Origin of the sequence: Litorihabitans aurantiacus, assembly GCF_030161595.1 — a bacterium.
Taxonomy (GTDB): Bacteria; Actinomycetota; Actinomycetes; order Actinomycetales; family Beutenbergiaceae; genus Litorihabitans; species Litorihabitans aurantiacus.
Genome location: NZ_BSUM01000001.1, coordinates 1,271,844 through 1,297,998 on the forward strand (window position 1 = coordinate 1,271,844; position 26,155 = coordinate 1,297,998).

General features: G+C 73.2%; 30 protein-coding genes and 1 pseudogene. 15 read left to right on the top strand and 16 right to left on the bottom strand.

Annotated features, from left to right (window positions below; translation table 11 throughout):
* Window positions 1-6: 6 nt before the first annotated feature.
* Complete coding sequence (gene hemB / locus QQK22_RS05940; protein ID WP_284252573.1) at window positions 7-966, top strand: porphobilinogen synthase; 960 nt, start codon at window positions 7-9, stop codon at window positions 964-966.
* 88 nt (window positions 967-1,054) lie between these two features.
* Complete coding sequence (gene hemL / locus QQK22_RS05945; RefSeq protein WP_431310137.1) at window positions 1,055-2,347, top strand: glutamate-1-semialdehyde 2,1-aminomutase; 1,293 nt, start codon at window positions 1,055-1,057, stop codon at window positions 2,345-2,347.
* Between the two features lie 204 nt (window positions 2,348-2,551).
* On the opposite strand, the gene QQK22_RS05950 is transcribed toward hemL, so the two are convergent.
* Together QQK22_RS05950 and rnhA are read right to left on the bottom strand one after the other, a co-directional pair.
* A complete protein-coding gene (locus QQK22_RS05950; protein WP_284250095.1) occupies window positions 2,552-3,547 on the bottom strand; it encodes a siderophore-interacting protein in 996 nt (331 codons plus the stop codon).
* A gap of 148 nt (window positions 3,548-3,695) precedes the next feature.
* Entirely contained in the window at window positions 3,696-4,139 is a 444-nt protein-coding gene (gene rnhA / locus QQK22_RS05955) for a ribonuclease HI (protein ID WP_284250096.1), read from the bottom strand.
* 157 nt (window positions 4,140-4,296) lie between these two features.
* On the opposite strand from rnhA, the pseudogene QQK22_RS05960 reads away from it, so the two are divergent.
* Both QQK22_RS05960 and QQK22_RS05965 read left to right on the top strand, forming a co-directional pair.
* Window positions 4,297-5,651: pseudogene (locus tag QQK22_RS05960) on the top strand (UTP--glucose-1-phosphate uridylyltransferase).
* Window positions 5,652-5,752: 101 nt separating this feature from the next.
* Entirely contained in the window at window positions 5,753-6,172 is a 420-nt protein-coding gene (locus tag QQK22_RS05965) for an NUDIX hydrolase (RefSeq protein WP_284250097.1), read from the top strand.
* A gap of 7 nt (window positions 6,173-6,179) precedes the next feature.
* Here the strand turns inward: QQK22_RS05965 and QQK22_RS05970 are convergent, their stop codons facing one another.
* Entirely contained in the window at window positions 6,180-7,274 is a 1,095-nt protein-coding gene (locus QQK22_RS05970) for an LLM class F420-dependent oxidoreductase (protein ID WP_284252577.1), read from the bottom strand.
* Window positions 7,275-7,314: 40 nt separating this feature from the next.
* Between QQK22_RS05970 and QQK22_RS05975 the strand changes: the two genes are divergently transcribed.
* The 7 genes from QQK22_RS05975 (at window position 7,315) to QQK22_RS06005 (ending at window position 12,047) form a co-directional block, all read left to right on the top strand.
* A complete protein-coding gene (locus tag QQK22_RS05975; protein WP_284250098.1) occupies window positions 7,315-8,268 on the top strand; it encodes a DUF881 domain-containing protein in 954 nt (317 codons plus the stop codon).
* The gene (locus QQK22_RS05980) at window positions 8,265-8,597 is read left to right on the top strand and encodes a small basic family protein (protein WP_284250099.1); all 333 of its coding nucleotides are present in this window, start codon (window positions 8,265-8,267) and stop codon (window positions 8,595-8,597) included. The genes QQK22_RS05975 and QQK22_RS05980 overlap by 4 nt, the downstream gene beginning before the upstream one ends.
* Window positions 8,594-9,424: a DUF881 domain-containing protein gene (locus QQK22_RS05985; protein WP_284250100.1), complete on the top strand. Its 831-nt coding sequence runs from the start codon at window positions 8,594-8,596 to the stop codon at window positions 9,422-9,424. The genes QQK22_RS05980 and QQK22_RS05985 overlap by 4 nt, the downstream gene beginning before the upstream one ends.
* A 61-nt stretch (window positions 9,425-9,485) precedes the next feature.
* Window positions 9,486-9,962, top strand: coding sequence for an FHA domain-containing protein (locus QQK22_RS05990; RefSeq protein ID WP_284250101.1), 477 nt, complete (start codon window positions 9,486-9,488; stop codon window positions 9,960-9,962).
* A complete protein-coding gene (gene ftsR, locus QQK22_RS05995) occupies window positions 9,959-10,717 on the top strand; it encodes a transcriptional regulator FtsR (protein ID WP_284250102.1) in 759 nt (252 codons plus the stop codon). The genes QQK22_RS05990 and ftsR overlap by 4 nt, the downstream gene beginning before the upstream one ends.
* A 34-nt stretch (window positions 10,718-10,751) precedes the next feature.
* On the top strand, window positions 10,752-11,255 hold the full coding sequence (locus tag QQK22_RS06000) for a bifunctional nuclease family protein (RefSeq protein WP_284250104.1): 504 nt from the start codon (window positions 10,752-10,754) through the stop codon (window positions 11,253-11,255).
* Window positions 11,256-11,456: 201 nt separating this feature from the next.
* Window positions 11,457-12,047 (top strand): MerR family transcriptional regulator, encoded by a 591-nt coding sequence (locus tag QQK22_RS06005; protein WP_284250105.1) that lies wholly within the window; start codon window positions 11,457-11,459, stop codon window positions 12,045-12,047.
* Between the two features lie 87 nt (window positions 12,048-12,134).
* Here QQK22_RS06005 and QQK22_RS06010 read toward each other — a convergent pair whose 3' ends face one another.
* The 3 genes from QQK22_RS06010 to QQK22_RS06020 are packed head-to-tail and all read right to left on the bottom strand — an operon-like array spanning window position 12,135 to window position 13,415.
* A complete protein-coding gene (locus QQK22_RS06010; RefSeq protein WP_284250106.1) occupies window positions 12,135-12,362 on the bottom strand; it encodes a hypothetical protein in 228 nt (75 codons plus the stop codon).
* A complete protein-coding gene (locus QQK22_RS06015; protein ID WP_284250107.1) occupies window positions 12,326-12,667 on the bottom strand; it encodes a DUF1697 domain-containing protein in 342 nt (113 codons plus the stop codon). The genes QQK22_RS06010 and QQK22_RS06015 overlap by 37 nt, the downstream gene beginning before the upstream one ends.
* 4 nt (window positions 12,668-12,671) lie before the next feature.
* Window positions 12,672-13,415 (bottom strand): alpha/beta fold hydrolase, encoded by a 744-nt coding sequence (locus tag QQK22_RS06020; RefSeq protein ID WP_284250108.1) that lies wholly within the window; start codon window positions 13,413-13,415, stop codon window positions 12,672-12,674.
* Window positions 13,416-13,499: 84 nt separating this feature from the next.
* On the opposite strand from QQK22_RS06020, the gene QQK22_RS06025 reads away from it, so the two are divergent.
* Entirely contained in the window at window positions 13,500-14,600 is a 1,101-nt protein-coding gene (locus QQK22_RS06025; RefSeq protein WP_284250109.1) for a S66 family peptidase, read from the top strand.
* Between the two features lie 24 nt (window positions 14,601-14,624).
* On the opposite strand, the gene QQK22_RS06030 is transcribed toward QQK22_RS06025, so the two are convergent.
* The 5 genes from QQK22_RS06030 to QQK22_RS06050 all read right to left on the bottom strand — a co-directional run bounded on the left by QQK22_RS06030 (window position 14,625) and on the right by QQK22_RS06050 (window position 18,361).
* Window positions 14,625-14,984 (bottom strand): hypothetical protein, encoded by a 360-nt coding sequence (locus QQK22_RS06030; RefSeq protein ID WP_284250110.1) that lies wholly within the window; start codon window positions 14,982-14,984, stop codon window positions 14,625-14,627.
* A gap of 74 nt (window positions 14,985-15,058) precedes the next feature.
* The gene (locus QQK22_RS06035) at window positions 15,059-15,976 is read right to left on the bottom strand and encodes a carbohydrate ABC transporter permease (RefSeq protein WP_284250112.1); all 918 of its coding nucleotides are present in this window, start codon (window positions 15,974-15,976) and stop codon (window positions 15,059-15,061) included.
* Window positions 15,973-16,827 (bottom strand): carbohydrate ABC transporter permease, encoded by an 855-nt coding sequence (locus tag QQK22_RS06040; protein WP_284250115.1) that lies wholly within the window; start codon window positions 16,825-16,827, stop codon window positions 15,973-15,975. Before QQK22_RS06040 ends, QQK22_RS06035 begins: the two co-directional genes overlap by 4 nt.
* A 215-nt stretch (window positions 16,828-17,042) precedes the next feature.
* Window positions 17,043-17,930, bottom strand: a complete 888-nt coding sequence (locus QQK22_RS06045; protein ID WP_284250117.1) for an extracellular solute-binding protein — start codon at window positions 17,928-17,930, stop codon at window positions 17,043-17,045.
* On the bottom strand, window positions 17,927-18,361 hold the full coding sequence (locus tag QQK22_RS06050) for a hypothetical protein (RefSeq protein ID WP_284250119.1): 435 nt from the start codon (window positions 18,359-18,361) through the stop codon (window positions 17,927-17,929). The genes QQK22_RS06045 and QQK22_RS06050 overlap by 4 nt, the downstream gene beginning before the upstream one ends.
* A gap of 449 nt (window positions 18,362-18,810) precedes the next feature.
* On the opposite strand from QQK22_RS06050, the gene QQK22_RS06055 reads away from it, so the two are divergent.
* A complete protein-coding gene (locus QQK22_RS06055; RefSeq protein WP_284250121.1) occupies window positions 18,811-19,431 on the top strand; it encodes a dihydrofolate reductase family protein in 621 nt (206 codons plus the stop codon).
* A gap of 120 nt (window positions 19,432-19,551) precedes the next feature.
* On the opposite strand, the gene QQK22_RS06060 is transcribed toward QQK22_RS06055, so the two are convergent.
* A complete protein-coding gene (locus QQK22_RS06060; protein ID WP_284250123.1) occupies window positions 19,552-21,957 on the bottom strand; it encodes an excinuclease ABC subunit UvrA in 2,406 nt (801 codons plus the stop codon).
* 144 nt (window positions 21,958-22,101) lie between these two features.
* Here QQK22_RS06060 and QQK22_RS06065 point away from each other — a divergent pair, with 144 nt between their 5' ends.
* Complete coding sequence (locus tag QQK22_RS06065) at window positions 22,102-22,338, top strand: PLDc N-terminal domain-containing protein (protein WP_284250124.1); 237 nt, start codon at window positions 22,102-22,104, stop codon at window positions 22,336-22,338.
* Here the strand turns inward: QQK22_RS06065 and QQK22_RS06070 are convergent.
* Window positions 22,296-22,847 (bottom strand): shikimate kinase, encoded by a 552-nt coding sequence (locus QQK22_RS06070; RefSeq protein WP_284250126.1) that lies wholly within the window; start codon window positions 22,845-22,847, stop codon window positions 22,296-22,298. The two genes, QQK22_RS06065 and QQK22_RS06070, sit on opposite strands and share 43 nt — an antisense overlap.
* Entirely contained in the window at window positions 22,844-23,671 is an 828-nt protein-coding gene (aroD, locus tag QQK22_RS06075) for a type I 3-dehydroquinate dehydratase (protein WP_284250128.1), read from the bottom strand. Before aroD ends, QQK22_RS06070 begins: the two co-directional genes overlap by 4 nt.
* A 210-nt stretch (window positions 23,672-23,881) precedes the next feature.
* On the opposite strand from aroD, the gene QQK22_RS06080 reads away from it, so the two are divergent.
* Complete coding sequence (locus QQK22_RS06080) at window positions 23,882-24,226, top strand: RNA polymerase-binding protein RbpA (protein WP_284250129.1); 345 nt, start codon at window positions 23,882-23,884, stop codon at window positions 24,224-24,226.
* Between the two features lie 113 nt (window positions 24,227-24,339).
* On the opposite strand, the gene lnt is transcribed toward QQK22_RS06080, so the two are convergent.
* Window positions 24,340-25,629 (bottom strand): apolipoprotein N-acyltransferase, encoded by a 1,290-nt coding sequence (gene lnt / locus QQK22_RS06085; RefSeq protein WP_284250130.1) that lies wholly within the window; start codon window positions 25,627-25,629, stop codon window positions 24,340-24,342.
* On the bottom strand, window positions 25,605-25,943 hold the full coding sequence (locus QQK22_RS06090) for a hypothetical protein (protein ID WP_284250131.1): 339 nt from the start codon (window positions 25,941-25,943) through the stop codon (window positions 25,605-25,607). Before QQK22_RS06090 ends, lnt begins: the two co-directional genes overlap by 25 nt.
* Window positions 25,944-26,155: the final 212 nt, after the last annotated feature.

Sequence of the window (26,155 nt, forward strand, 5' to 3'; positions counted from 1 at the left end):
CCCCACCTGCGTCCCCGCCGGCTGCGCGCGACGCCCGCGCTGCGCGAGCTGATGCGCGAGACCCGCCTGCACCCGCGCGAGCTCGTGCTGCCGATGTTCGTGCGCGAGGGAGCGACCCAGCCCCAGCCGATCGGGTCGATGCCCGGCGTGCTGCAGCACGACGACGCGAGCTTCCGCCGCGCGCTGACCGACGCGGCCGAGGCCGGGATCGGCGGCGTCATGCTGTTCGGCGTCCCGACCTCCAAGGACGCCCGCGGCTCCGGCGCGGACGACCCCGACGGCGTGCTGAACGCCGCGGCGCGCACCGCCGCCGCCGAGGTCGGCGACGCCCTCGTGGTCCAGACCGACCTGTGCCTGGACGAGTTCACCGACCACGGCCACTGCGGCGTGCTCGACTCCCGCGGCGCCGTCGACAACGACGCCACGCTCGAGCGGTACGCCGCGATGGCCCTGGCGCAGGCCGATGCGGGCGCGGCCGTCCTCGGGCTCTCGGGGATGATGGACGGCCAGGTCGAGGCGGTCCGCACCGCGCTCGACGAGGCCGGGCACACCACGACGGCGCTGCTCGCCTACAGCGGCAAGTACGCGTCGGCGTTCTACGGGCCGTTCCGCGAGGCCGTCGACTCCTCGCTCCAGGGCGACCGCCGCAGCTACCAGCTCGACCCCGGCAACGCCCGGGAGGGCCTGCGCGAGGCGGAGCTCGACATCGCGGAGGGTGCCGACGTCGTCATGGTCAAGCCCGCGGGCTCCTACCTCGACGTGCTGGCCGCGACCGCCGCCGTCTCGCCGGTACCGGTCTGGGCGTACCAGGTCAGCGGCGAGTACGCGATGATCGAGGCCGCGGCCGCGCACGGCTGGATCGACCGCCGCCGTGCCGTGACCGAGTCCCTCACCGCGATCCGCCGCGCCGGCGCCGACGCGGTCCTGACCTACTACGCCACGGAGGTGGCCGGATGGCTGCGCTGACGACCGGATCCTCGACCACGCCGACGGGGAGCTCCGCTCGAGCAACGAGCGGGAGTTCGACGCCTCGCGCGCCGTCATCCCGGGCGGCGTGAACTCGCCCGTGCGCGCCTACGGCTCGGTCGGCGGCACGCCCCGGTTCGTCTCGCGCGCCGCCGGTGCGCACGTCACCGACGTAGCCGGGCGCTCCTACGTCGACCTCGTGTGCTCCTGGGGTCCGGCGCTGCTCGGGCACGCGCACCCCGAGGTGGTCGCGGCGGTGCAGGAGGCGGCCTCGCGCGGGCTCTCCTTCGGGGCGCCGACGCACGGCGAGACCGAGCTGGCCGAGGCGATCGTGGCGCGGCTCGACGTCGGCGGCCGCCGCGCGCTGGAGCGCGTGCGCCTGGTCTCCACCGGCACCGAGGCGACCATGACGGCGATCCGGCTCGCACGCGGCGCGACCGACCGCCCCCTCGTCGTCAAGTTCGCGGGGCACTACCACGGGCACTCCGACGGCCTGCTGGCCGAGGCGGGCTCCGGCGTCGCGACGCAGGGGCTGCCCGGGTCCGCCGGCATCCCGGCGGAGGTGGCGGCGCAGACGCTCGTGCTGCCCTACAACGACCTGGGCGCGGTGGACGCCGCGTTCGCCGCCCACCCCGGGCGGATCGCGGCCGTCATCACCGAGGCGGCCGGCGCGAACGCGGGGGTGCTGCGGCCCCGCGACGGTTTCAACGCCGCGCTGGCCGCGCGGACGCGCGAGCACGGCGCGCTGCTGATCCTCGACGAGGTGCTGACCGGTTTCCGCGTCGGTCCCGCCGGGTGGTGGGGGCGTGAGGCCGCCGGCCTGGAGGGCGGCGAGGGCGCGACGTCGTGGACGCCCGATCTCGTGACGTTCGGCAAGGTCGTCGGTGGCGGGATGCCGCTGGCCGCGATCGGCGGGCGGCGCGACGTGATGGAGCTCCTGGCTCCGCTCGGTCCGGTCTACCAGGCGGGGACGCTCAGCGGGAACCCGCTCGCGGTGGCCGCCGGGCTCGCGACCCTGCGGCTGGCCGACGACGCGGTGTACGCGCGTGTCGACGCCGCCTCGGGCGCCGTGCAGGCGGGGCTCGCCGACGCGTTCGCCGCGCTGGGGCACCCCGTGACGATCTCCCGGGCCGGGAGCCTCTTCTCGCTGGCGTTCCGCGACGGCGTGGTGCGCGACTACGACGACGCGCGCGACCAGGACGGCTGGCGCTACCGGGCGTTCTTCGCCTCGATGCTCGAGCAGGGGATCTCGCTGCCGCCGAGCGTGTTCGAGGCGTGGTTCCTCTCGGCGGCGCACGACGACGCGACGATCGACACGATCCTGGCGGCGCTCCCGCGCGCGGCCCGCGCCGCGGTGGAGGCACGTCCCCCCGCCGTCTGACGCGTAGCCGCCTGACGCGGACTCGTCGCGAGGTACTTCCGGGAGCCCGCGAGAGACTTCGGGGCACCCGCGAGAGACATTCTGGGTAACGGCAGGCATGTCCACAGCCGCGAGAACGTCACGGGCGAGCGGGGCCGCCCCGAAGTCTCTCGAGAACGCCCGAAACCCTCTCGGGAACGCCCAGAAGTCTCTCGCGAAAGATGATCAGGCGGAGCGCTCGCACTGCCCCTGGCGCCAGTACCCCATGAAAGCCACGCGGCGCCGGTCGATCCCGCGGGCGCTCACCAGGGCGCGGCGCATCGTCTTGATCACGGCCGACTCGCCGGCGAGCCACGCATAGAACTCGCCCGGGACGGTCGGGTCGGGGGAGTCCCACAGGATCTCCGAGTCGACGTCGACGTCGTCCAGCTGCTGCACGCGCGGCGCCGTCGCCGCCTGCACAAGCTCGGGGTGCTCGTCCAGCCAGCGGGTGACGGCGGGCAGCACCTCCTCGCCGACGCGGTCGTGGTTGCGGGGGAGCCAGGTGACGTTGAAGGACGCCGGGACGTCCAGCGGGAGGACGTCGCCGTCGGTCGGGACCTCGATGAACGCGTGCACGTCGCGCGTGGCCGGCAGCTGCTCGAGAATCGCGCAGATCGCGGGAGCGGCGGTCTCGTCCCCGGCGAGCAGCAGGTGCTCGGCGAGGCCCGGCTTGAAGTCGATCCCGAGGTGGGAGGTTTCCGAGCGCGAGTCCGGACCGCAGATGAGCAGCTCCTGGCCGGCGACGGCGCGCTGGGCCCACCGGGTCGCCGGACCGACGTCGCCGTGGCACGCGAAGTCGACCGTCACGGTGCGCGCATCGGGGTCGACGGCGCGCACGGTGTAGGTCCGCATGGGGCTGCGGAGGTGCTCGGGCAGCTCGCGCCACGCGGCGTACCAGGCGTAGGGCTCGCCCTCGTCCTCGCCGTCGGCGCCGAGGTCGTGCAGCGTGCCGTCGTCGAGCGGGAAGAGCAGCTTGACGCGCTGGTCGAGGCGGTCGGTGCCGAACCAGCGGAAGCGCGGGCACGTGAAGACGACGCGGACGAAGCTCTCCGAGACCCGGGAGACCGATGCGACCACCGCGCGGTAGGGCCGGTGGCAGGGGCGGTCGGCGCTCGTGCTGGGCGTGCTCGCGGTTGCAGCGATCGCGGCGGGGGAGTCGGTCGTCGTGGCGACGGACATCGGTCCTCCTCGACAGGTGGGGGAAGGGTCGGCTTCTGCAGGTAAGCCTAACCTCCGCGTTCGGTGCTCGACACCCCCTCCGGTGCGGGCGACGTCACACTCGGCCCACAAGTACCTCGCGGGCCCCCACAAGTACCTCGCGACGACGTCAGAGCTCGGCGACGCCCCGGTTCGCCAGCTGGTCGGCCCGCTCGTTCCCGGGGTCGCCGGCGTGGCCCTTGACCCACACCCAGCGCACGTCGTGCCGCCCGACCTCCTCGTCGAGCGCCCGCCACAGGTCGTCGTTCTTCACGGGCTTCTTCGCCGCCGTGCGCCACCCGTTCTTCTTCCACCCCACGATCCAGCTGGACATGCCCTGCATCACGTACGTCGAGTCCACGTGCAGCACCACGGCGCACGGCCGCTTCAGCGCCCGCAGCGCCTCGATGACGGCGGTCAGCTCCATCCGGTTGTTCGTCGTCGCGGCCTCGCCGCCCCACAGCTCCTTCTCACGGTCGTCGGCCCGCAGCAGCGCGCCCCACCCGCCCGGGCCCGGGTTGCCCTTGCAGGCCCCGTCGGTCCAGATCTCCACGTCCTGCCGCGTCTCGCTCACCCCGCCAACCTAGGTGACCCCGGCACCGCACCCGACACGGCCCGGCGCCGCCACGTCACGCCCGCGTCACCACCCCGCCACCACTCCACCCGTGCCCCACCGCCCCCGTAGGGTTGTGCCCATGAGCGAATCCGGACGTGCCCTGTCGATCGAGCGGATGCGGGAGGGCGGCGTCCCCGACCTCGCGATCGCCACCTTCGTGCGCCTGTACGGCGAGCTCGAGGCGGGCGCCACGGGCCTGATCCCCGAGGCCGACATCGAGCCCCTCACCGGGATCGACCGCCAGGCCGACCTCGAGATCGGCGGCGCCGAGGCGGCCGAGGCCATGGCTCGCACCGTCGTCATCAAGCTCAACGGCGGCCTGGGTACCTCCATGGGCCTCGAGGCCGCGAAGTCGCTCCTCCCGGTGCGCGACGGCGCGTCCTTCCTCGACCTCATCGCACGCCAGGTCCTCGCGGCCCGCGAGGCCTACGGCGCACGTCTCCCGCTCGTGCTGATGAACTCGTTCCGCACGCAGGAGGACTCGCTCGCCGCACTCGCGGCGCACCCGGAGCTCGCCGTCGACGGCATCCCGGCCGACTTCCTCCAGAACCGCGAGCCGAAGCTCGACGCCGAGACCCTCGAGCCGGTGAGCTGGCCCGCCAACCCCGATCTCGAGTGGTGCCCGCCGGGTCACGGCGACCTCTACACCGCCCTGCAGACCTCGGGCATGCTCCAGACCCTCCTGGACGCCGGCTTCCGCTACGCCACGGTCAGCAACGCCGACAACCTCGGTGCCGTGCCCGACGCCGAGATCGCCGCGTGGTTCGCCGCGAGCGGCGCCCCTACGCCGCCGAGCTCGTCGCCAAGACCGACGCCGACGTCAAGGGCGGCCAGCTCGTCGTGCGCCGCAGCGACGGCCAGATCATCCAGCGCGAGACGGCGCAGGTCGTCCCGGGCGAGCTCGACGTCGCCAACGACCGCCACGTCCACCCGTTCTTTCACGCCAACAACCTGTGGTTCGACCTCGAGCAGCTCGCGGGGCTGCTGGCGGAGCACGACGGCGTGATGCCACTCCCGCTCATCCGCAACCTCAAGACGGTCGACCCGAGCGACAAGTCCTCCACGAAGGTCGTCCAGATCGAGACCGCGATGGGGTCCGCCGTCAACGTCTTCCCCGGTGCCCGCGTCATCGAGGTGGAGCGCAAGCGGTTCCTGCCCGTGAAGACGACGAACGACCTGATGCTCCTGCGCTCGGACGTCTACGAGATCACCGAGCAGCAGCACCTGATCGCGCGCAAGCCGGCCCCGTTGGTCCAGCTCGACGACCACTACAAGCTCATCGCGGACTTCGAGGCGCGCACGCCGTCGGGTCCGCCGTCGCTCCTCGGCGCGGACTCGCTCACGGTGCGGGGCGACTGGATCTTCGGAGCCGACGTCGTCGCCACGGGCGACGCTCACCTCGTGGCCCCGGGGGAGGGCGCCCACGCCGTGCCCGACGGCGCGCACATCGGACCCGACGGCCTCGCGTGAGTCGTCCGGGGGCGGGCACGGACGGACACGACACCGGGTCCGTCACGGACACTGATCGTGCCCACCCCGGCGACCGCCCGCGGGTCTCGGGTTACGCCGTCGTGACGCGGGAGGGCGACGGCGGCGCCACCGAGGTGCTGCTGGCTCACCTCTCGCAGGCGCCCGGCCGCGACCTCCCCGACGCCTGGACGCTCCCCGGCGGCGGTCTCGAGCACGGCGAGCACCCGAGCGCGGCGGCCGTGCGCGAGGTGACCGAGGAGACCGGCCTGACGATCGCCGTCGGCGACCTGCTCGGGATCGACTCGCTCGTGCACGAGAGCTCGCACGGCCGGGCGCACGCGCTGCGCATCGTCTACCGCGGCACGGTGACGGGCGGGAGGCTGCGCCCCGAGACGGACGGCTCCACCGACGAGGCCGCCTGGATCCCGCTGCCGCGCCTGGGGTCGCTCCCGCTGGTCGAGCTCGCGCGCACGGCGCTCGCGTGGGCCGGACTCACCGTTCCCGGGCCGAGCACGCCCTAACCGCGCGTCAGTGCGGGTCGGGCGTGGCCCGCGCGACGTCGGCGACCTCCTCCTCGGGGCGGGGCGGCACGGTCTCGTCGGCCTCGAGGACCCGCAGGTCCGAGCCCGACGGCGGCCCCACCAGGTGCGGTAGCACCTCGCGCTCGAAGAGCTCGAGGCCCGAGGTGTCGTAGGCAACTTCGGGGAAGTAGAAGATGCCGTAGCCCATCCCGGCCTCGTTGACCTCGGTGAGGCGCTCGACGATCTGCTCCGGGGTCCCCGTCGCGAGCGAGTCGCGGTAGCCGGCGACGGCGTCGTCCGCCCGCTCGTCGCCGAGGTGCGGCAGGAGCCGCTCGCGCAGCACGCGCAGCCGTTCGTTCACCTCGCGCTCGTCGGTCCCGATCGCGACGTTGTAGTTGGCACTCCGGGTGATGGCCCCGAAGTCGGTGCCGACGTCGGCGCAGTGCTGCTCGAGGAGGCGCGACTTGTGCGTGAAGCCCTCGAGCGACCCGTCGAAGTTCGTGTGCGTCGCGTAGCGCGCCGCGATCCTCAGCGTGACCTTCTCGCCGCCACCCGCGACCCACAGCGGGATCCCGCCCTCCTGGAGCGGCAGCGGCCGCACGATCGCGCCGTCGACCTGGTAGTGCTCGCCGTCCAGCGTGGCCGTGCCCGTCTCCCAGGCCTGCTTCATGATCTGCACGCCCTCGCGCAGCATCGCGAGCCGCTCGCCCGCCCGCGGGAACCCGTAGCCGTACGCGCGCCACTCGTGCTCGTACCAGCCGGCGCCGATACCCATGTCGACGCGGCCGCCGCTCACGACGTCGATCGTCGCCGCCACCTTCGCCAGATAGGCCGGGTTCCGGTACGCCATGCACGTGCACATCTGCCCGAGACGCACGCGGTCGGTGATGGCCGCGAACGCCGCCATCAGCGTCCACGCCTCGTGCGTGGCCTCCTCGCTCGGGACGGGAGTGGTGTGGAAGTGGTCGTAGACCCAGACGCTCTCCCAGGGGCCGGCGTCGGCACGCCGCACGAGCGAGGCCATCGCCTCCCACTGCTGCGCGGGGTCGATGCCGACCAGGTCGAATCGCCAGCCCTGGGGAATGAACACGCCTGCCTTCATCATGCGCCGAGCCTACTGACGGCTCGACTAGCCTGCGAGGGTGAGCGCCACCGGCGGGAGCAGCCACGGCTCCCCGAGCATCGACCTCGTGCGTCGACCCGACGCCTCGATGACGCTGCTGCGCGAGGTCACGGAGACCCCGCTCGACCCGGCCTACGCCGAGGTGGCCGCCCGGCGCGGTCACACCCACGCTCGCCGTAGCACCCGCGGTGCGGAGCGAGTGGCCGTGGGGGCGCTCGCCGTCGCCCTCGGTGCCGGCCTCGTCACCGCGATCACCGCGCTGCGCGCCCCGACGGATGTGCGCGACCGCGCCCGCGACCTGCTCGTGGGGCAGGTGCAGGAGCGCTCGTCGCTCCAGGACTCCCTCACCGCGCAGAACGCCGAGCTCGGCTTCGAGATCTCCGACCTCTCCTCGCGCGCCCTCGCCGGCAGCGATCCGGCCCTCGTCGAGGAGCTCGAGGTGCTCGCCGTCGTCTCCGGCACCGCACCCGTGACCGGACCGGCCTACGCCATCACGCTCAGCGACTCGGCCCAGGCGACGCAGGAGCCGGGCGCCCACCCCGAGGAGCAGGTGGTCGCCGTCGACGTCCAGATCGTGGTCAACGCCCTGCGCGCCGGTGGCGCCGAGGCGATCACGGTCAACGGCACGCGCGTGAGCGGGTCCGGGGCGATCCGCGGGGCCGGCCAGGCCGTGCTGATCGACCTCGTCCCGGTGACCTCGCCCTACGAGGTCCTCGCGATCGGCGACGTCGAGCGGATCCGTCGCTCCGTCACCGGATCGAGCGCCGCCGCGCACCTGTCCGTGCTGCGCGACCGCTACCGCATCGGTGTCACGAGCGGCAGCCGCGAGGAGGTCACCATGCCGGCGGCCCGCACCAGCGCGCCCCGGTTCGCGGTCCCGGTCGGCCCGGCGGCCGACGACGACACCACCGACACCACCGACGGACCCGACGCGCCTCCGGCGCCCCCGGGAGCAGGGAGGACGACCACGTGATCGCCGTCATCGGGCTGGCGCTCGGGATCCTCGTCGGGCTGCTGTTCTCGCCCGACGTCCCGCCGGCCTTCCAGCCGTACCTGCCGATCGCCGTGGTCGCGGCGCTCGACGCGCTCTTCGGCGGTGTCCGGGCCCAGCTCGAGGGCGTCTTCAACGACCGGGTCTTCATCACCTCGTTCCTGTCCAACGTGGTCGTCGCCGCGCTGCTCGTGTTCCTGGGGGACCAGCTGGGCGTCGGGTCCCAGCTCAGCACCGCCGTCGTCGTCGTGCTCGGCATCCGGATCTTCTCCAACGCCGCCTCGATCCGCCGCTCGTTGTTCAAGGCATGAGCGTGGCGGAGCGACCCGGTCCCGACGGCGGCGAGACCCCCGCCGGCCCCGCGACCGCGGAGGACCCCGGGCGCGCCCACGGCGCCGTCCACCACCCCGCGCACGCCGGCCCGGGCGCCGCGGCCCACCGGCCGACGCGCTCGGGGTGGGGCACCCGCTCGCAGCTCCTGGTCGCGCTCCTGTGCGCGCTGCTCGGATTCGCGATCGTGGTGCAGGTCCGCCAGACCCGCAGCGACGAGCTCGCGCTCATGCGGCAGGACGATCTCGTGCGGCTGCTCGACGAGATCACGCTGCGCAACGACCAGCTCGAGGCCGAGCAGGCTCAGCTGACGCTGGACCGCAACGAGCTGCGGACCGGTGCCGACGCGCAGGAGGTCGCCGAGCGCACCGCGCAGGTGCAGGGCATCCTCGCGGGAACCGTGGCCGTCGAGGGCCCGGGGATCGACCTCCTCGTCCGCGAGCAGGCGAGCACCGTCCCGTCCTCCGCGTGGGTCAACCTCGTCGAGGAGCTGCGCAACGCCGGCGCCGAGGCGATCGAGATCGACGGCGTGCGCGTGGGTGCGGCGACCTGGTTCGCCGACGCGGACGGCGGGGTCGTCGTCGACGGCGAACCACTCTCGAGCCCGGTGACGGTGCGCGCGATCGGCGACCCGCAGACCCTCGAGGTCGCGCTCCAGATCCCGGGCGGCGCGCTCGCGACGCTGCGGTCCAACGACGCCCTCACGACGCTGGAGGGCCGCGACCGGGTCGAGATCCTCGCCGTCCGCGACCTCGTCACGCCCGATCGGGCCTCGCGCGCACCGGACGGCGCAGAAGGTTCGGGATAGGGTGGCGCTGCGCCCCGCGAGGGGCGAGGAGGACCTGCGAGCACGCCGAAGGAGTCAACCGATGACTGGGTACGACGGGACCGACCAGGGCCACACGCCCGGTGCGGTCGACGGTCCGACGACGGCGCACCTCGAGGCCGTCTCCGACGGCGACCGGCTGCCCCAGGGTGGCGACGGCGGCACCCCGGTCCAGGCGGCCGCCGCGATCGACGCGCTCCCGCCGGACAGCGCCCTCCTGGTCGTCCAGCACGGCCCCAACACCGGCGCCCGCTTCCTGCTCGACGCCGACGTGACCTCCGCGGGCCGCGACACGCGCTCGGAGATCTTCCTCGACGACGTGACCGTCTCCCGCCGCCACGCGGAGTTCCGCCGCGTGGGCGACGGGTTCGAGGTCCGCGACGTCGGATCCCTGAACGGCACGTACGTCAACCGGGAGCGGATCGAGGGCGCCGCCCTCCGCAGCGGCGACGAGGTCCAGATCGGCAAGTTCCGCCTGACCTTCCACCCGAGCCCCCACCGGGCGCCGGAGGGTCGGTGAGCCCCGCCCCGCGCGAGGCGGACACCCCGCGCGCGCCGGGGCAGGAGGAGCAGGCGGGCCAGCGGCCCGCTCTGACGTCGCTCGCGCACGAGCCGTGGCCGCGTGGCGCGTCGCGCAAGGCGACCATGAACATCGGCGCCGTGCTCGCCGTCCTCAAGCGCGAGTTCCCCGCGGTCAGCCACTCCAAGATCCGCTTCCTCGAGGAGCAGGGACTGGTCACGCCCCAGCGGACCCCGGCGGGGTACCGGGTCTTCTCCGAGGCCGATGTCGAGCGGCTGCGGTTCGCCCTCGCCGCGCAGCGCGACTCCTTCCTCCCGCTCCGGGTCATCCGCGAGCGGCTCGCGGCGCTCGACGCCGGGCTCGGTGACGACGTCCCCCTGCCCGCGCAGCCCGCGGCGGCCGGCGGCGGTCGGATGCTCCCGGACGAGCTGGCGACCCTGGCCGGCGCGAGCCCCGAGCAGGTGGCCGAGCTCGACCGCGCGGGCCTCATCTCGACCGACGCCGGGGGCCGCTACCCGGCCTCGAGCCTCACGGTCGTCCAGCTGGCCTCCGAGCTCGCGGTCCACGGCCTCGACACGCGTCACCTGCGTCTGATGCGCAGCGCCGCCGACCGTCAGGTCGACGTCGTCGCGCAGCTGACCTCCCGCTGCGCGGCCGTCCGAACACGCCGCAGGACGCGCGGAGCCGGGAGCGGGCCGTCCAGGCCGGCACCGAGCTGTCGACGCTGCTCTCCCGTCTGCACGGCGCCCTGGTGACCTCCGGGGTCGAACGGCTCTTCTGATGCGCCGGATGACGGTGCGCACGGTGGACGTCCACGCGGACGTCGGCGAGGTGGTCCTCGCGCTGGTCGACGACGTCGACGGCACGGTCCTGCCGGTGACCATCGGTCCGCGCGAGGGAGCGGCGATCGCCTCCGCGCTCGCGGGGATCGCGCCGCCGCGTCCGCTCACCCACGACCTGTTGCTGACCCTCGTGCGCGCCGCCGGAGGCGAGGTCGCACACGTGGAGATCGTGGCGCTGCGGCACGGCGTCTTCTTCGCCGAGGTCGTCCTCGACGACGGCGCCCGCGTCGACTCCCGGGCCTCCGACGCCGTCGCGATCGCGCTGCGCGCCGACGTGGCCGTGCTGTGCGCGCCGGACGTCCTCGCGGCGGCGGGGGAGAGGCCCCTGGACCACGGCGGACACCAGGGTTCGTCGGCCTCGACGGGGGCTCCGGGGGAGTCGGAGCTGGCGGAGTTCCGAGCGTTCCTCGACCGGGTCGAGCCCGAGGACTTCGGCGACGCCGACTCCTGAGGACCGCGCCGCCAGCCGCCCCGGTCTGACCCTCGACCAGAGGTTGAGACACGCCGCGGCGCACCGCACGAAGACGCGTTCGGCGTGTCGCGCCGGACGTCGTTGACGCACCCCGGCGCCGTCCCTAGGTTGGCGGGTGGAAGCTCTCCACGACGTGCGAGGGCGATACGATGAGGCGTCACGGTCGGTGACCGGGAGGAGATGCGGGTGTCCAGCAGCGAGGCAGGTGCGGCCCCGGCCACCCACCAGATCAGCCAGGGTCTCCTCTTCGGTGAGGAGCTCCCGGACCTCGACCAGAACACCGGGTACCGCGGCCAGATCGCGTGCCGCGCCGCCGGGATCACCTACCGCCAGCTCGACTACTGGGCCCGTACCGGTCTCGTCGAGCCGAGCGTCCGTGCCGCCACCGGCTCCGGCACCCAGCGCCTGTACTCCTTCCGCGACGTCCTGATGCTGAAGGTGGTCAAGCGTCTGCTCGACACCGGTGTCTCGCTCCAGCAGATCCGGCAGGCGGTCGAGCACCTGCGCGAGCGCGGCGTCGAGGACCTGGCGCAGATCACCCTGATGAGTGACGGCGCCTCGGTGTACGAGTGCACGTCGGCCGACGAGGTCTTCGACCTGGTGCAGGGTGGCCAGGGTGTGTTCGGGATCGCCGTCGGTCGCGTGTGGCGCGAGGTCGAGGCCACGATCGTCACCTTCCCCGTCGAGTCGACCGAGGAGTCGCTCGCCGCGGCGCCGCACCCGGGTGACGAGCTGGCCCGTCGTCGGGCCGCGAAGGCCCAGGCCGGCTGACGCCGTACCTCATCGCTCTCGAGCCCGTCGCCCCGTGCGGCGGGCTCGATGCGTTCCACGGCCAGACGGTTCAGGCGGCGAGACGGTTCAGGCGGTCAGGCGCACCATCGTGCGGAGGTTCCGCGTCGTCACGACGTGACCGCGTGAACGGCGAGCGAGCTCCTCGGCGACCGGCGTCGTCAGACTCGCTCCGCGGGGGCACCACCAGTAGACCGCGCCCTCGCCGCCGGCCACCTGCTCCTCCGACCCGTCACCCGCCGGAGCGACCAGCTGCCGCGTCAGCGCGCTCGCGTCACCCGCATCGGCGGTGAGCACGACGTAGCAGTGGTGCGTGGGGGAGTCGCCGGGGAAGGGGACGCCCGGACGATCCCGGTCAGGTCGTCGAGGGTCCGCACGACGACGGGTACCTCGCGCTCGTAGCGCCGGTGCAGAGCGTCCTGCGCGGCACCACGCACCTCGGTCTCCGACCGGTCCGAACCCACGACGGCGTTGCCGCTCGCGAGCACCGTGCGCACGTCCGTGAAGCCGGCGTCCTCGAGCGTCGAGCGGAGGTCCGCCGACCTGACCGTCACACCGCCGACGTTCACGCCCCGCAGCAGCAGGACGAATCGCCGGGCCACGTCGTCACGCGCCCGGTGTCGCGGGGTGGGTGACGCCGTCGACGATCTCGAGGAGGACCCGCCCGAGGTCCACCGGCCGCGTGAGCTGCGGCCAGTGCCCGGTGGGCAGGTCGACCCAGGTCACGTCGCGCATCGGTGGGATCTCGCGGACGTAGGAGTGCCAGGGGTGGGCCGGGTCGAGCATGACCTGGAGGTCGGCGGAGGCGAACTCGCACGCGACGACGGTCACGGGCACGTCGTAGCGGCGCGGATCGGTCAGGACCTGCGGATCGTTCGCGACGTGCGCCGGCACGGGGACGGCCACCTCCCGGAACCGGTCGCGGAGCTCGGGCGTGAGATCGACGAGGTCGTCGTCGTCGAACACGTCCCAGGCGGGCAGCGGGATGACACCGTCCACCACCGGGAGGTCGGCGTTGACCACCTCGCCGTCCGCCAGCGGCATCGCGTCGACGTAGACGGCGCGCACGACGGCGGCGGGCCGGGCGTCCACCGCTGCGTGCACGACGGCGGCCCCGCCCGAGTGGCCCACCAGGACCACCCCACCGTCACCGGCGGTGACCTCGTCGACGAGGGCGACGACGGCCGCCACCTGGTCGCGCAGGGTCACCTCGGCACGGCGGTCGTTCGCCGCCTCCGCGCCGGGCAGCGTCACGGGGTGGACACGGTGGCCCGCGGCCACCAGCGCGGGCGTCACCGCGTCCCACGACGACGCGTCGAGCCAGAACCCGGGGATGAGGATGACGTCCATCGCGCCAGGGTAGGGCGGGGCACCGACATCGTGGAAGGTTCCCCGGTCCGACGTCACGATCGCGCACGCCGCTAGGCTCACCCGATGCTGGCACCCACCACCACCGCGGCCGCCGCCCCTGCGCCCGATCTCCGACAACCGCCAAAGGCGAGCCCGGGGGACCGCGTGGCCGTTCTCTCGCCGTCGTTCGCCGCGCCGGGGTTCGCGCCGGCGGTGCACGAGCAGGCGATGCGCCGCCTGGAGGAGGCGACGGGTCTGGTTCCGGTCGAGTACCCGACCACGCGACAGGTGGGGGCGGACCCGCGGGCGCGGGCGCACGACCTCGAGGCGGCGTTCACCGATCTGAGCATCCGGGCGGTCCTCGCCTCCGTCGGCGGGGACGACCAGATCACGGTGACGCCCCACCTCGACCCGGCCGTCGTGCGCGCCGACCCGAAGCCGTTCCTCGGCTACAGCGACAACACCCACCTGCTGCACTGGCTCGCGGGCCCGGGCGTCGCCGGGTTCTACGGCGGCTCGACGCAGGTGCACCGCGGACCGGGGCCGGGGCTCGACGACGTCCACGTCCGCTCGCTCCGGGCGGCCCTGATCGAGGGCGGTGCGCTGGAGCTGACCGACCCGGGGGAGTCGGAGGACCTCGTTCACGACTGGCTGGACCCGCGGGCGCTGACCGAGCACGGCGACCGGGAGCCGACGGCGCCCTGGTCGTGGCACGGCCCGGAGACCGCCGTGAGCGGACCGACGTGGGGCGGGTGCCTCGAGGTGGTCGAGCAGGTGCTGGCCGCCGGGCGGATGGGGCGCCCGCCGTCGTCGTTGCGCGGCCACGTCCTGCTGCTCGAGACCTCGGAGGAGCTGCCCGACGCCGGTGCGGTCAGCCGGATGCTGCGCAACCTGGGGGAGCGGGGCATCCTGGGCGAGATCGCGGGCGTCCTGGCGGCCAGGCCGCCGGTCAGCTCGTTCGAGGACAGGCCGGACCCGGCCGAGCGGGAGCGCCGCCGTGAGGCTCAGCGCGAGGCGATCGTCGACGTCGTGACGCGGTACAACCCCGGTGCGGTGGTGTGCGTCGGGGTCCCGTTCGGACACACGCGCCCGCAGTGGATCGTGCCCTACGGGGGCACCGTCACGCTCGACGGCGTCACGCGGCGCGTGAGCGCCGACTACGGACCGGCGGCAGCAGCGTCGTGAGGGCGGGTGGCCACCGGCCTCGGCTCAGTCACGAGGTGCCGGCTCGTCGCGGCCGTCGAGCGCACGGTCGAGGAAACCGACGCTGATCGACGCGTGCGTCGCGATCTCGTCCGTCGTCAACCCCGAACGGACGAGCGCACGCACCGTCGTCGAGCACTCGGCCAGCAGGTCGCCCGCGTCACGGCGCGCGGGGACGACGGCGACCGCGCCGTCGCCGTCGCCGTCGCCGTCGCCGTCGCGAGCATGACTCTCGTGCAGCGCGACCGCGAGCGCACGGACGCGTCCCAGGAGCACGCGCTGGTGGAGCGTCGGCACGGTGGCTGGACGCACGGCCCCGGCGTCGAACCTGAACCACCAGGCGGGCGAGCGCTCGTGGTTCGTCACCGGTCCATCATCACGCCCGGAGACGGACCCCGGTGTCCCGGTCACGGCACGGGGGTGCTCTCGACCCCCGTGCCTCACCCCTTGACCGCGCCGGCCGCGAGTCCCGACCGCCAGTAGCGCTGCAGCCCGATGAAGAGGACCACGAGCGGGACGACGCCGAGCAGGGCACCCAGCATCACGGCCCCCTTGTCGGGGTCGAAGTAGCTCATCATCCCGTACAGGCCCAGCGTCACGGGCTTGAGCTCGGGGGAGGACAGCATGAGCAGCGGCAGGAGGAAGTTGTTCCACGTCGCGACGAAGATGAACAGGAAGATCGTCACCATCGCCGGGGCGAGCAGTCGCAGCACGAGGTCGAAGAAGATCCTCGCCTCACCCGCCCCGTCCAGCCGCGCTGCCTCCATGAGCTCGTCCGGCACCGAGGTCTGTGCGTACACGGTCGCGAGGAACACGCCGAACGGCGAGACCGCCGACGGGATGATGACCGCCCACGGGGTGTTCGTCAGCCCGATCGCCTGGAACACGAGGTAGAGCGGGATGGTCAGGAGAACCGTCGGCAGGAGCAGCCCGGAGAGGGTGACTCCCAGCACGAGGCGCTTGCCGGGGAAGGCGAACTTCGCGGCGGCGTATCCCGCCATCACGGAGACGAGCGTCCCGACGAGCCCGGCTGCCAGGCTGTAGAAGATCGAGTTGCCCACCCATCGCCAGAACAGCCCCTGCGTCCACCCCATCAGGCTCGTGTAGTTCGCGGCCAGGTTCATGTCGGCGAACCAGAACCCGAACGTGCTCACCAGGTCGCCGTTGCTCTTGGTCGAGGCGATGAGGAGCCACACGACAGGCAGCACGAAGTAGGCCGTGGCCACCAGGAGGACCGCGATGGTCAGGACGCGCGCGAGGGGGCGCGGGGCGATCGAGCGGGGTGGCAGGTCCTCGGGCTCCCTGGTCCGCCGGGTGGTCCGGGCGACGCGAGCGACGCGGGTGGTCAGCGTGGTCATGAGGTCCTCCGGCGCTGGATCAGGGCGTAGCCGACGGCGAGCACGCCGGCGACGCCGGCCATGAGGAGCGAGAGGGCCGACGCGGGGCCGTTACCCGACGGCGAGACCGTGCCCATGAGTGAGGCGTAGGCCGCCATCATGGGCGTGTAGCTCTTGCCCATCCAGGGGTTCTCCGTCTCCATCACCACCGGCTCGTTGAACAGCTGGATCGTCCCGATGATCGACAGCAGGACCGCGAGCAGCGCCGCGCCCCGCACGATGGGCACCTTGATCCGCACCGCGATCTGGAAGCCGGACGCGCCGTCGAGACGTGCCGCCTCCCCGAGCTCCTTGGGCACCGCCTGCAGGGCGGCGAGGAAGATCAGCATGTTGTAACCCGTGTACGTCCAGGTCGTCATGTTGGCCATCGAGGCCAGGATCGTCGGCGGAGACATGAGGTCGATGCCGCTGGGGAGGTAGGGGAGGAACGGCGACAGCTCGGGCGTGTAGAGGTAGAGCCACATCATCGCGGCGATCACCCCGGGGATCGCGAAGGGGAGGAAGAACGCGAGCCGGAAGAACGCGACCCGCCGCACGAGGAAGGAGTCCAGGAGCAGCGCGAGAGCGAGGGCCGCGACGATCATGACGGGAATCTGGAACGCGGCGTAGAGCACCACCCGGCCGATGCCGGACCAGAAGATCTCGCTCGTGGCGGCCGCGACGATGTTGTCGAGGCCGACGAACGTCTCCACGAGCTCGCCGCCGCCGAAGAGCGTGCTCTCGGCCGGCGCCGCACCGTAGAACGCCGCGCGGACGGACACCGCGATCGGGATCACGAACACCAGCGCGAACAGGATCACGAACGGGGCCATGAAGGCCCATCCGGTCCTCGCTTCGCGACGGCTGCGTCGCGACCGGCGTCGAGCGGACGTCCCCGTCCCCGGTGGCGAGGCGCCGGCAGCCGTGGAGGCCGTCGGGCCGCCGGCCCGGGACGGTGCCGTGAGGTCGGTCGATGTGGTCACGCGGTGCACCCCTGTTCGTCCTCGCGGTCCGGGGCGGGCGGAGGGCCCGCCCCGGACCATGCGCTCTACTCGGAGACCGGAAGCCCGAGGTTCGTCAGACTGGTGACGGCGGTCGTCTGTGCGACGTCGAAGACGCTCGCCACCGTGGCGCCCGAGGTGACCTTGGCGGCCTGCTCGTTCATCGCGATCAACGACCCGAAGCCCGGTGCGTACGGGAAGTCGGGTGCGAGGTTCGCGTTCGCCGTCGCGAGCTCGCCCAGCACGTCCTGGCCACCGAACTGACGCGTCATCTTCTCGGGGGTCGCGGGTGTGCCGGTCGCGGCGACGACGAGGCCCTGCGAGGCGAGGTCGTCGATCTGCGTGTTGAACCACGCCGCGAACTCGACGGCCTCGGCCGGGCGTTCGCAGCCTTCCATGACCGCGACGCCGGAACCGCCGTCCGGACCCGTCACGGGGCCGGCTCCTAGGTCGGGCAGCTGCGCGACGCGCCACTGTCCCTCGGCCGGGGTGCCGTCGAGCGGGTCCAGGAGGAAGCCGGCCTCCCAGGCGGCTCCCACGTGACCGATGAGGCGGCCGTCGGTCAGCATCTGGGTGAAAGCGTCCGCCCACCGCTCCTCGACCGGGACCGAGCCGCTGTCGATCAGGCCCTGCCAGAGCGTGGCGACCACCTGCGAACCAGGGCCGTCCGTCTCGACCTTCCACTCGCCGTCGACCGCGGAGAACCAGGTGTCGCCCGCCGCGGCGGACTGAGCGGCCAGCCAGTTCCACGCCTCGTCCGGTGTGAACGCCGCGGCGTAGTGCCCCTGGGCCGCGGCGGCCTCGGCCGTCACGGTCAGGCTCGCGACGTCGGTGGGGACGGTCAGTCCGAGGCGCTCGAACTCCGCCTCGTTGTAGTAGTAGACGAGGGGTCCGGTGTCCTGGGGGAGGCCCACCACGGTCTCGCCGACCGTCATCCCGGCGACGGCACCCGCCGCGAAGTCGTCGAGATGGGGGCCGTCTCCTCGGTCACGTCCTGGACCAGGCCCTTCACGTACATGTCAGGTACCTCGCCGTACCCGAGCTGTGCCAGACAGACGCCGTTGCCCGCCTTGATGTCCGTCTCGAGCTTGAGCACCATCTCCGCCGCGGCGCCGTCGAACTTGGTCGCCTCGACCTGGCTGTCGGGGTTCTCGGCGTTCCACCGGTCGACGATCTCCGAGACGGGTGTCATGCCCTCACCGTCCGGGAGCCGGTGCAGATAGGTGATGGCGTCGGCGTCGGTGCCGCCGCCCTCACCGCTCGTGGGGGAGTCGCTCGAGCCCGAGCCGCAGGCGGCCAGCACCAGGCTGGCGAGACCCACGGCGGCGGTCGCCCCATAGCGACGGCGTGGGATGGAACCGGTCATGTCGTACCTCTCTGAGAGGAGGGGCCCGGGTGCGGTGCACCCGGGGAGGTTCGTCCCCGAAACAACAGCAGAAGATCTGAAGCGTCAAGATGTTATGGATGCCAACTGCGCCGTTGCAGTGTTCTGTCGTTCGGGCACCAAAGCCCGCGTGCGTCGTTCCTGCGTCCCGCAGTCGACCTCGACGCCCGCACCTGCCCGAGGGGGCCGGACCGACGGTGCGACGGACGCGGTGGGTGCGATCGCGCGTTCCGAGCGCGGACTCGTCGGGCGGCTGACGCCGAGACCTGGCGCGCGGGGAACCGCTGCACCGAGACATACTGACATAATGTCCATTATCGGCGGTAGCGCAGCGAGTGCCGGGACACCGATCGACCGGAAAGATCGTGCGCCCATCGCGGGTTCGGTCCTACGGTCGCACCGTCCGCCTCCCCGTCACGTCAGGAGCCCCCGTGCGTCGTCTCATCTACTTCGTCGCCACGACGCTCGACGGATTCATCGCCGGACCGGACGGCGACGTCACGATCTTCCCGTTCGACGAGGACTACGGACGCGAGCTGGCACGGGACTGGAGCGACGCGCTGCCGACGCCGGCGCTCGCCGCGTCCGGCCTGACGCCGCCGCGCAGCCGGTGGGACGCCGTCGTGATGGGACGCGGGACGTTCCAGCCGGCGATCGACGCCGGTCTCGCCGACCCCTACGCCCACCTGGACACGTACGTCGTCTCGACCACGCTCGAGCCCGCCGACCACCCGGCGGTCACGATCGTCGACCGTGATCCCGACACGTTCGTCGCCGACCTCCTGCGCCGCCCCGGCGGCGACGTGTGGCTGTGCGGCGGCGGCAGACTGGCCGCCACGCTGGCGCCGCTCGTCGACCGGCTCGTCCTCAAGGTGAACCCGGTCGTCGCGGGCGCCGGCACGCCGCTGTTCGACGGCGAGGCACCAGTCGCGACGACGCGGTGGCACCTCGTCGAGCAGCACGTCTACGGCAACGGCGTCGTGATGCTGACCTACGACCGCGACCGGACCGCCACCGACGACGGCGACGGCGACGGAGCCCCGCTGGGGTGACTCCCCCGGCGGCGAGCCCCCGCGTGAGGAGTGACCGCCGAGTTCGGGGCGGCGCGCCGAGCTCGGGCCCACGGGCCCCGAACTCGAGCGTCAGTCCCGAACTCGCGGGCCTGACCCCGCTCAGGCACCGACGTAGCGCGCGAGGTGCTCCCCCGTCAGCGTCGAGCGCTGCGCCACGAGGTCGGCCGGGGTCCCCGAGAACACGACGCGACCGCCGTCGTGCCCGGCGCCCGGCCCGAGGTCGATGATCCAGTCGGCGTGCGCCATGACGGCCTGGTGGTGCTCGATCACGATGACGGACCGACCGGTGTCCACGAGCGCGTCCAGGAGCCCGAGCAGCTGCTGCACGTCGGCCAGGTGCAGACCCGTGGTCGGTTCGTCCAGGACGTAGGTGCCGCCCTTCTCCCCCATGTGCGTCGCGAGCTTCAGACGCTGCCGCTCACCGCCCGACAGCGTCGTCAGCGGCTGGCCGAGGCCGAGGTAGCCGAGACCGACGTCCTGCAGGCGAGTCACGATCGCGTGCGCGGCCGGGATGCGCGCCTCCCCCGCCGCGAAGAACTCCACCGCCTGGTCCACGGGCATGGCGAGCACGTCGGCGATCGACCGGCCCCCGAGCGTGTACTCGAGCACCTCGGCCTGGAACCGGCGCCCCTCGCACTCCTCGCACACGGTCGAGACCGTCGCCATCATGCCGAGGTCGGTGAAGATCAGCCCGTTGCCGTTGCACGCCGGGCACGCGCCCTCCGAGTTGGAGCTGAACAGCGCCGGCTTCACGCCGTTCGCCTTCGCGAACGCCTTCCGGATCGGGTCGAGCAGGCCGGTGTAGGTCGCGGGGTTGCTGCGGCGCGACCCCTTGATGGCTCCCTGGTCGATCACCACGACACCGTCGCGCCCGGGGATGGATCCGTGCACGAGCGAGCTCTTGCCCGACCCAGCCACACCCGTCACCACCGTCAGGACGCCCAGGGGGACGTCGACGTCCACGCCGTCCAGGTTGTGCCGCGTGGCCCCGCGGATCTCCAGGGCTCCGGTCGGCATCCGGACCTCGCCCTTGAGCGCGGCGCGGTCGTCGAGGTGCCGCCCGGTGACGGAGTCGCTGCGCCGCAGCCCCTCGACGGTGCCGGTGAAGCACACCTGCCCGCCGCGCGTGCCCGCACCCGGGCCCATGTCGACGACGTGGTCCGCGATCGCGATCGTCTCCGGCTTGTGCTCCACGACGAGCACGGTGTTGCCCTTGTCCCGCAGCTGCAGCAGGAGCTGGTTCATCCGCTCGATGTCGTGCGGGTGCAGGCCGATCGTCGGTTCGTCGAAGACGTAGGTGACGTCGGTGAGCGAGGAGCCGAGGTGACGGATCATCTTGGTGCGCTGCGCCTCGCCGCCCGAGAGCGTGCCGGAGGGCCGGTCGAGCGAGAGGTAGCCCAGACCGATCTCGACGAACGAGTCGAGCGTGTCCCGCAGCCCCTCCAGCAGCGGCGCGAGCGACGGTTCGTCGATCGCGCGCACCCAGGCCGCGAGGTCGCTGATCTGCATCTGGCAGACGTCGGCGATGCTGCGCCCGTGGACCTTCGAGGACCGGGCACCGGCGTTCAGCCGGGTGCCGTCGCAGTCCGGGCAGGTCGCGAAGGTCGCGATGCGGTCGACGAACGCGCGGACGTGCGGCTGCAGGGCCTCGCGGTCCTTCACGAGGAACGACTTCGTGATCTTCGGGATCAGCCCCTCGTAGGTCATGCTCGAGGAGTCGATCTTCACCTTGGTCGGCTCGTGGTGCAGGAAGTCGTCGAGCTCGCGCGGGGTGTAGTCGCGGATCGGCTTGGTCGGGTCCACGAACCCGGAGGCTCCGATGATCTTCACCATCCAGCCGTCGGCGGTGTAGCCCGGCACCTTGATCGCGCCCTCGTCCAGCGAGAGGTTCTCGTCGTAGACCTCGCTCAGGTCGATGTCGGAGACCGATCCCCGACCCTCGCACCGGGGGCACATCCCGCCCGTGATCGTGAACGACTGTCGCTCCTTGACCACGCGGCCGTTGCGCTCGGTCGTCGTCGCGCCCGCGCCGCTGACCGAGGGCACGTTGAACGAGAAGGCGTTGGTCGAGCCGATGTGCGGCTCCCCCAGCCGGCTGAACAGGATGCGCAGCATGGCGTTCACGTCGGTGGCCGTCCCGACCGTCGAGCGCGGGTTCGCGCCCATGCGCTCCTGGTCGACGATGATCGCCGTCGTCAGCCCCTCGAGCCGGTCCACCTCCGGCCGGGCGAGGTTCGGCATGAAGCCCTGCAGGAAGGCGCTGTAGGTCTCGTTGATCATCCGCTGCGACTCCGCGGCGATCGTGCCGAACACCAGCGAGCTCTTCCCGGAGCCCGACACACCCGTGAAGACGGTCAGACGGCGCTTGGGGATCTCGACGTCGACGCCCGTGAGGTTGTTCTCCCTCGCGCCGACGACGCGGATCAGGTCGTGCGCGTCGGCGGGGGCGCCGTCATTCGCCCGGACGGAGGTGGTGGCGCTCGAGGCGGTCGGGGTCGTCGTCATCGCGGAGCTCCTCGGGGTCGGTCGGCAGGACCGGGTCGATGTGGCGGCTGCAGCAGTATGACGCCTCGCGTCGACCCGACTCATTGGTGCCGGGACGCGTCGGTCCGGGGTGCGTCGGGACCACCCCTGTCCTAGCGTGGACGGATGACGGTCCCCGACGGCCCCGCCTCCCTGCTTCCCCCCGCGACCTACGACGTCGTGTGGACCCTGGTGGTCGGCGGCGCACTCGTCCTGGCGGTCCTCGCGCTCGTCGGCTGGGGGCGACGCCGGGACGCGTCGCTCACGCACCTGCTGTGGTTCTTCGGGATCCTGGCGTTCCCGATCGCCGGACCGGTGGTCTACCTCGTGGTGGCGCGCCACTCCTCGGCGCCGGAGAGGTGATCGGCGATCTCCCGCACCACGGCGCCGGGTGAGCGTCGATCGGTCACGACGACGAGGTCGCTCACGAGGCGGTAGGTGCCCTCCCGCTCGCTCGCCAGCCGCGACCACCGCTCGCGGGGGTCCTCGGCCAGGAGCGGTCGCGATGCCGCCGACCCGATCCGCAGCATCGCGTCCCGCACGCCCACCTGCAGGTACGCGACCACCCCACCCGCGGCGCGGTAGTCGGCGAGGGCCTCCTGTGTGCGGGCGTCCATCACCGCGCCGCCTCCCAGGGCGAGCACACCGTCGTGCCCCGTCAGCGCGCGAGCCACGGCGGCGTGCTCGAGGTCGCGGAAGCGCGGCTCGCCGTCGCTCGCGAAGATCTCCGCCACGGTCCGCCCCTCGGTCTCCTCGACTTCGGTGTCCGAGTCCAGGAACCCGGTCGCGAGGCGCGTCGCGAGGCGTCGGCCCACCGCGCTCTTGCCGGAGCCCATCGGCCCGCAGAGCACGACGGCGGGGCGCGCGCTCACGCCGCTCCCCCGGTCGGGTGCGCCTCGCAGGTCGCGCGGACACCGACGCCGGCCGGACCCGCGGCAGCTCGCAGCGCGTCGTCGACGGCGTCCAGCGCCCGCCGGAGCACGGCGACCGGCACCTGCCCCGGCGCCGACCCCGCCCCCACCATCGCGAAGGTCGCCGGCGCGCCCCACCCCTGACCGGCGACCCGCGTGAGGGCGCCCGCCTCCCCCATCGCCACGGGCAGCACGGCCACCCCGTGGCGCGCGGCCCGGTGCGCCGCGTCGAGCAGCCGCAGCACGTCACCCCGGTCCGCGGGCGTCACTGCCACCTTCAGCACGTCGGAACCACGCGCCGCGAGCAGATCGAAGATCGTGTCGAGCTCGTCGTCGGACGGGGTCGCGGCGAAGTCGTGGCTCGACCCGACCACGCTCACGCCGTGGGCGCGCGCCCGCGTCGTGAGCTCGGCCACCACGCTTCCCTCGCGCGTCAGCTCGAGGTCGATCCCCTCGGGCGGATCGTGCGGACCCTCCAGGAGCGACGTCAGCAGCGCCGCGTACCCGTCGTCGTCGAGGGCGCCCGGGCCTCCCTCGCCGCGGGAGCGGTAGGTGGCGAGAACGGGCAGCCCGTCCAGCGCCGCGCGCAGGCGCGGGAGCATGGCGACCGCACCGACGCCGTCGTGCGCGCCCCACGCGTCGAGCCGCCACTCGGCGACGTCGGCCCCGCTCCGTGCGACCTCGACCGCGTGCGCGAGCACCGCGTGCTCGTCGGCGCCCAGCACGGGGACGACGATCCTGGGTGGCGCCGAGGAGGACGCGTGCGGCAGGCTGAACAGGGGCACGGCCCCATCCCACCACGGACCGGCCGCCGCAGCTGCTCGCGTCCGGGCGCGCACGTGGCCGAGGTCACCCCGAGCACGCGGGTTGCATCGATCCGGCGGGAACATCTGGCGGTGCGCCGACGTTGGACGACGTGGAAGCCTGCGTGGAGCCTGCACCCGACCCCGTCGCCCTGAGCACGGGCCCTCCACGCCCGAAGTGAGGAGAGCACCATGGCAGAGCGCACCCTGCGGGGCATGAAGATCGGCGCCAACAGCATGGAGTCCGAGGTCGGCGTGGAGTTCGCGCCGCGCGTCGAGGCCGTCTACGACTGCCCGGACGGCACCGTCCTGGTCATCCCGTTCTCGGCCGAGGCCGACATCCCGCCGATCTGGGAGGCCCCGAACGGCGGCGAGGCGCTGCTGCGCGACGCCGAGCGCCCCGAGCCCGGCCCGGTCAAGCCGCAGCGCACCCACTGGGACATGCTGCTCGAGCGCCGCTCCATCGCCGAGCTCGAGGACCTGCTCAACGAGCGCCTCGACCTCCTGCGGTCCGGGGCGCTGCGCAAGAGCGCCTGACACCCCGTCCGCACACCGGGCGATCCACGGGCCCCGACGTCACCGACGTCGGGGCCCTCCTCGTCCTCGGGTTCGTCGGACTCCGCCGCGGGCGTCGGCTCAGCGCGACGCCGTCAGCGCCGTCGCGATCCGCTCCCGGCGCGTGCGCCGCGCTCGCGGTCGGCGCCCCTCATCCGACCGAGACCGATCCCGAGTGCCAGCAGCACCGCCGTCAGTCCCCCGACGACGACGTCGGGCACGACACCGAGCCGGGTCGCGAGCGTGAGCGACGTCCGCAGCGGGAGGTCCGCCGTCAGGGCGTCGGCGGTGAACAGCTCGGTGCGCTGGGTGACGACGCCGTTCGGCGTCACCACGCCGGAGACGCCGACGGTCGAGACCTGGACCGCGGCGCGGCCGTGCTCGACCGCCCGGAAGATCGTCATCGCCAGCTGCTGCTCGGACTCGGCGGTGTCGCCGAAGGAGGCGTTGTTGGTCGGAACGACGATCACCTCGGCGCCCTGGGCGACCGACTCGCGCACCAGAGCGTCGTACGCGACCTCGAAGCAGATGGCGACGCCGAACGGCACCGACCTGCCGTCGACCTCCACGGGGACGATCCCGACCTCGCGCCCGGGCGCCATGTCGACGGAGACCAGGTCGACGGCGTCGGAGAACCGCCGCGCCAGGTCGCGCAGCGGGACGTACTCGGCGAACGGCGCCGGGTGCTGCTTGGCGTAGACCTCGGTCGCTCCCACCCCCGGCTCCCACAGCACGACGTCGTTGTAGCGTGCCGTGGCCCTGCCCTCGTCGTCGAACGCGTAGCTCTGCGTCCCGAGCATGATCGGTGCGCCGATCGTCTCGGCGGCGAGCTCGACGGCGTCGCGCGCCTGGTCGTCCGTGCGCGGGTCGTAGTCGGCCGCGTTCTCGGGCCAGAGCACGACGTCGAGCTCCCCGGCGTGCTCCCCGGCGAGGCCGATCGTGCCGCGGGAGTGGTTCCCGATGACCTCGCGGGCGTTGTGGAACGCCCCGAGGCCGGGTTCGGAGACGTTGCCCTGGACGATGCCGACGCTCGCGCGCCCCTCCTGCGCCCGCACGTCCAGCGGCACGGCCAGGGCGGCCACCGGGACGGCCACGACCACGAGCGCCGCGCCCACGGCGCGGGCGGGGTGCCGGCGTCGCAGGCCCCACCACGCCGTCGCGGCGACGAGCGCGAGGAGCGCGACGACCGTCGAGACCAGGGTCGCTCCCCCGAGGGCGGCCAGGCGCAGGAGCGGAGACCCCGTCTGGCTGAAGGCGATCCGGCCCCACGGGAACCCGCCGAAGGGCACGAGCGAGCGCACGATCTCGCCGGTGGTCCACACGAGCGCGAACGCCGGTGCGGCGAGCCACGCGCGGTGGGTCAGGGCGGGGTGCGACGCACCCACGCCCACGTGACGCACACCAGCCCGACGGCGATCGCCTGCGCGGTCGAGAGTGCGACCCACGGCACGGCGCCCACGGACTCGTGCGCCCACCAGAGGTGGACCAGGAAGAACGACAGGCCCCAGAGGAGGCCGACGAGGAACGCCCACCGGGCGCTGTCCCGGCGGAGCGCGATCACGAGCAGCGCGAGCCCCAGGACGGCGGCGGGCCACAGCCCCCGCTGCGGGAACGCGGCGTCGGTCACCAGGCCACCGAGGACCGCGAGGAGGAGGGTCGTCACGCGCGACGGGACGGGCAGATCGGCGGGGCGCGGCACCCCGCCAGGATACGGGGGAAGCGAGACCGGGTCGGTCCGCGTGAGACTTCGGGCCGTCGCCGTCGGCGACGTTGTCTAGGGCCTCACGCGGACCGGACCACGGTCCGCCCCACTGCGGTGGCGGACGTCCCCCATCCGCGGTGCACGTGCACACAACCTCGCGGGCGGAGATCGTGTCAAGGGCGCGTCATCGCAGGTGACGACCGTTCGTG

Excerpts from the sequence above, each read along its gene's own strand:
- QQK22_RS06035 (WP_284250112.1), bottom strand. The coding sequence starts at position 15,976 with ATGACCACGCTGACCACCCGCGTCGCTCGCGTCGCCCGGACCACCCGG.
- QQK22_RS05970 (WP_284252577.1), bottom strand. The coding sequence starts at position 7,274 with ATGAAGGCAGGCGTGTTCATTCCCCAGGGCTGGCGATTCGACCTGGTC.
- QQK22_RS05950 (WP_284250095.1), bottom strand. The coding sequence starts at position 3,547 with ATGTCCGTCGCCACGACGACCGACTCCCCCGCCGCGATCGCTGCAACC.
- QQK22_RS06045 (WP_284250117.1), bottom strand. The coding sequence starts at position 17,930 with ATGACGGTCGGCGAGACCGTGGTGGGCCTCCCCCAGGACACCGGACCC.
- QQK22_RS06020 (WP_284250108.1), bottom strand. The coding sequence starts at position 13,415 with ATGGACGTCATCCTCATCCCCGGGTTCTGGCTCGACGCGTCGTCGTGG.
- QQK22_RS06005 (WP_284250105.1), top strand. The coding sequence starts at position 11,457 with ATGCGGGTGTCCAGCAGCGAGGCAGGTGCGGCCCCGGCCACCCACCAG.
- QQK22_RS06050 (WP_284250119.1), bottom strand. The coding sequence starts at position 18,361 with ATGACCGGTTCCATCCCACGCCGTCGCTATGGGGCGACCGCCGCCGTG.
- QQK22_RS06060 (WP_284250123.1), bottom strand. The coding sequence starts at position 21,957 with ATGACGACGACCCCGACCGCCTCGAGCGCCACCACCTCCGTCCGGGCG.
- QQK22_RS06040 (WP_284250115.1), bottom strand. The coding sequence starts at position 16,827 with ATGGCCCCGTTCGTGATCCTGTTCGCGCTGGTGTTCGTGATCCCGATC.
- QQK22_RS06000 (WP_284250104.1), top strand. The coding sequence starts at position 10,752 with ATGACGGTGCGCACGGTGGACGTCCACGCGGACGTCGGCGAGGTGGTC.
- QQK22_RS05985 (WP_284250100.1), top strand. The coding sequence starts at position 8,594 with ATGAGCGTGGCGGAGCGACCCGGTCCCGACGGCGGCGAGACCCCCGCC.
- QQK22_RS06080 (WP_284250129.1), top strand. The coding sequence starts at position 23,882 with ATGGCAGAGCGCACCCTGCGGGGCATGAAGATCGGCGCCAACAGCATG.
- QQK22_RS05990 (WP_284250101.1), top strand. The coding sequence starts at position 9,486 with ATGACTGGGTACGACGGGACCGACCAGGGCCACACGCCCGGTGCGGTC.
- QQK22_RS06025 (WP_284250109.1), top strand. The coding sequence starts at position 13,500 with ATGCTGGCACCCACCACCACCGCGGCCGCCGCCCCTGCGCCCGATCTC.
- QQK22_RS06065 (WP_284250124.1), top strand. The coding sequence starts at position 22,102 with ATGACGGTCCCCGACGGCCCCGCCTCCCTGCTTCCCCCCGCGACCTAC.